The 3,288-nt window shown below is 65.1% G+C and carries 2 protein-coding genes and 1 pseudogene; all 3 read left to right on the forward strand.

The window, feature by feature from the left end; translation table 11 throughout:
• Window positions 1–598, forward strand: a 598-nt coding sequence (gene yidC / locus ACLP25_RS02020; RefSeq protein ID WP_442467571.1) for a membrane protein insertase YidC, incomplete at its 5' end; no start/stop codon positions are given.
• Window positions 599–698: 100 nt separating this feature from the next.
• Window positions 699–1,352 carry a ribosome biogenesis GTP-binding protein YihA/YsxC gene (gene yihA / locus ACLP25_RS02025; protein ID WP_442467572.1) on the forward strand — a complete coding sequence of 218 codons (654 nt, stop codon included), beginning with the start codon at window positions 699–701 and terminating at the stop codon, window positions 1,350–1,352.
• A 1,140-nt stretch (window positions 1,353–2,492) separates the two neighbouring features.
• Window positions 2,493–3,288, forward strand: a pseudogene (locus ACLP25_RS02030) (PrkA family serine protein kinase); the annotation flags it as partial.

Consider the following 3,288-nt stretch of genomic DNA (forward strand, 5'->3'; position numbering starts at 1 on the left):
CTATCCCGACGACCGCGCCAAGCAGCAGCAGGCGCAGATGGAGCTGTTCAAGAAGGAAGGGGTCAATCCGGTCGCCGGCTGCCTGCCGATGGTGATCCAGATCCCGGTGTTCTTCGCACTCTACAAGGTCATCTTCATCACCATCGAGATGCGGCACGCGCCGTTCTTAGGCTGGATCAAGGACCTCTCGGCGCCCGACCCGACCAACGTCTTCACCCTGTTCGGCCTCATCCCCTGGGACCCGACGGCGCTGCCGGTATTCGGCCACTTCCTGGCGCTCGGCGTCTGGCCGCTGATCATGGGCGTATCGATGTTCTTCCAGATGAAGATGAACCCTGAACCCGCTGATCCGGTTCAAAAATCGATGTTTGCGTGGATGCCGGTGATCTTCACCTTCATGCTGGGCACGTTCCCGGCCGGCCTCGTCATCTACTGGACGTGGAACAACACGCTGACGATCTTGCAGCAGTCTCTCATCATGAAGAGGGCCGGGATGAAACTGGAGCTCTTTGACAACCTGTCCAGGATGTTCTCCCGCAAGAGCGCTTCGGCCGCTCCTGCCCCATCCAAGACGCCACCGGCCAAGACGTCGACGTGAGCGGCGTCTCTCCCACCACGAAGATTACGAAGGGGCGCGAAGAACGCCCTCGTGATCCTTTGTGTCCTTGGTGGTGAACTCCCCGCGCCGCGACGCCACAATGCCCGAAACCGACTGGATCGAGGCGGGCCGAAAACTGTTCGCCGGCCCGTGCGACTTCGTCTTCGCCGCGGCGCGGTCCGACGGTCTGCCGGCCGTCGGCGCGCCGGAGGTCGCCTTCGCCGGCCGCTCCAACGTCGGTAAGTCGTCGCTGATCAACGCGTTGACCGGCCGGAACGCGCTGGCGCGCACCTCGCACACGCCGGGCCGCACCCAGGAGCTGATCTTTTTCGACCTTGCCGGCAAGGCGACGCTGGTCGACATGCCAGGCTACGGCTACGCCGCGGTGTCGAAGGAGAAGTCCGCCTCGTGGGGCAAGCTCGCGCGCGACTACCTGCGCGGGCGCCCGTCGCTCCTGCGCGTGTTCGTCCTGGTCGACGGCCGCCACGGGCTGAAGGACAGCGACCACGAGACGATGAAACTCCTCGACGCCTCCGCCGTCTCCTACGCCGTCGTGCTGACCAAGCGCGACGAGGTGAAGCTCACCGACCAGGCGGCGCGGATCGAGTCGACTCTCGAAGCGCTCCGCAAGCACGTCGCCGCCTACCCCGAGGTGATCTTCACCTCGTCCCGCGACGGCGAAGGCGTGCCGGAGTTGCGCGCGCACATTGCGAGGCTGCTCGCCGAGCGCGGCGCCGCGGGGGCGGCGCTATAGTCTCTATCCAACAGGTTTGCCGCGGATTTAGGCGCCCAAAATTGCGGCGATCTCGGGCGGCGCTGGCGTCACGAACGGAAAATCGCCGACGCGGAATTTGGACGGTTCTGTCGTTTCTTGTTTTGGCGTGGGGGACGGGCCGCTCGTCCTTCTGAACAGGAGCCGGCTGGGGGCCGCCGCCGCGAGCAGCAGGGTCGAGCCGCTGGCGCGGCAACCCGAGGCCAGCCGGGGCTGGCGCGCGCTTTCCGCGCTGCCGCTGCGCCCCGCGGCCGATCGCCGCGGCGCCCCCATTCGGGCCGCTCGATCCGGCGAGCCGCGGGGACGCGATGCCGGCCGTCGGCTCAAAAAGACGTCATCGGGCCGGCGTCCGCCGCGAGGGAAAAAGAAGATCGAAGCGCGAGCCTTCCTCGGTCACGGAATCCCTCCCCCCTGGGAAATCATGGCCTTGCGAGCGGCCAAACGGCTTTCCGGGCGAATTTCGGCGGCTCGTTCTGCAAAATAATCGGGCATCGCGGCGGTCGTGGCCTGCAATTGCCGCACTTTCGCTCATTTTAGGGGCAACCGTCACCACCCGCGGCGCGGCGGGGCCGCTTAACGCCAAACTCAGGATCGTTGCTTGCGGATGATGCTCGGCGCCGAACTTGCGTCGGCTCAGGCGTCAAGGCAGCGTGCCGGCCCTTTCCGGTCGTTCTGTTGGAACGGAAGGGCGCCGCGTCGAGTTTGTGGCCGGCGAACACGCCCGCGCCATCAAAGGCATGTATAGACGACCGGATCGCGGAGTCGCGTGTTCGGCGTCGAAGGTGGAATTGTGACGAGCGAGAATTCATGGCGCTTGGGCGCGGGGTCCAGTCACCGAAGTCGGCCCACAGCACAAGAACCTGGTGGACTAGTCCCGGTCCGAGCCGCCTGTCGATTGTCTCAATTCGAGACACGCGTACACTGTCTTTTAACCTTTCCGAATCACGCTCATGAAGGCGCGCGATCGGAGCCGAGTCTAGTTGGAGACACGCCATGAGCCCGAACGCCGGTTTTGCACTTGCGGGGTCTGACTCCAAGCAGGCCGCGTCTGGCGCGACCGGAAGGAGTCCGGACATCAACGAACTCTTCTCCTCAGCCTATGCGCGCGAGCGGCGCGAGACGATGAGCCTGACCGAGTACCTGGAAGGCTGCCGCGACAACCCTGGGATGACGGCCTCCGCCGCGGAGCGGATGATCGCCGCGATCGGCGAGCCGGTCGTGGTCGACACGTCGAAGGATCAGCGCCTCGGCCGCATCTTCCTCAACCGGACGATCAAGCTCTACCCGTCGATGGCCGGATTCTTCGGCATGGAGGACACGATCCAGCGGGTGGTGAGCTATTTTCAGCACGCCGCGCAGGGTCTCGAGGAGAGGAAGCAGATCCTCTACCTGCTCGGTCCGGTCGGCGGCGGCAAGTCGTCGCTCGCCGAGCGCCTCAAGGCGCTGATGGAGACGCAACCGATCTACGTGCTCGCGGCGGGCGACGAGATCAGCCCGGTGTTCGAATCGCCGCTGGGGATTTTCCGTCCCGAGACGATGGCCGCCGCGCTCGAGAGCCGCTACGGCATTCCGCTCCGCCGTCTGACGGGCATCTGCTCGCCCTGGGCGTCCAAGCGCCTCGACGCTTTCGACGGTGACATCTCCCGCTTTTCCGTGGTCAAGCTCTACCCCTCGAAGCTGCGCCAGATCGGCGTCGCCAAGACCGAGCCGGGCGACGAGAACAACCAGGACATCTCCACCCTCGTCGGCAAGGTCGACATCCGCAAGCTCGAGCATTTCTCGCAGCACGACCCGGACGCTTACAGCTATTCCGGGGGCTTGAACCGCACGACCCAGGGACTTCTCGAATTCGTCGAGATGTTCAAGGCGCCGATCAAGGTGCTGCAAGAAATGCTCGAGCTTGCGGATGTCGACCTTG

The sequence above is a fragment of the Roseiarcus sp. genome (assembly GCF_052145395.1).
Classification (GTDB): Bacteria; Pseudomonadota; Alphaproteobacteria; order Rhizobiales; family Beijerinckiaceae; genus Roseiarcus.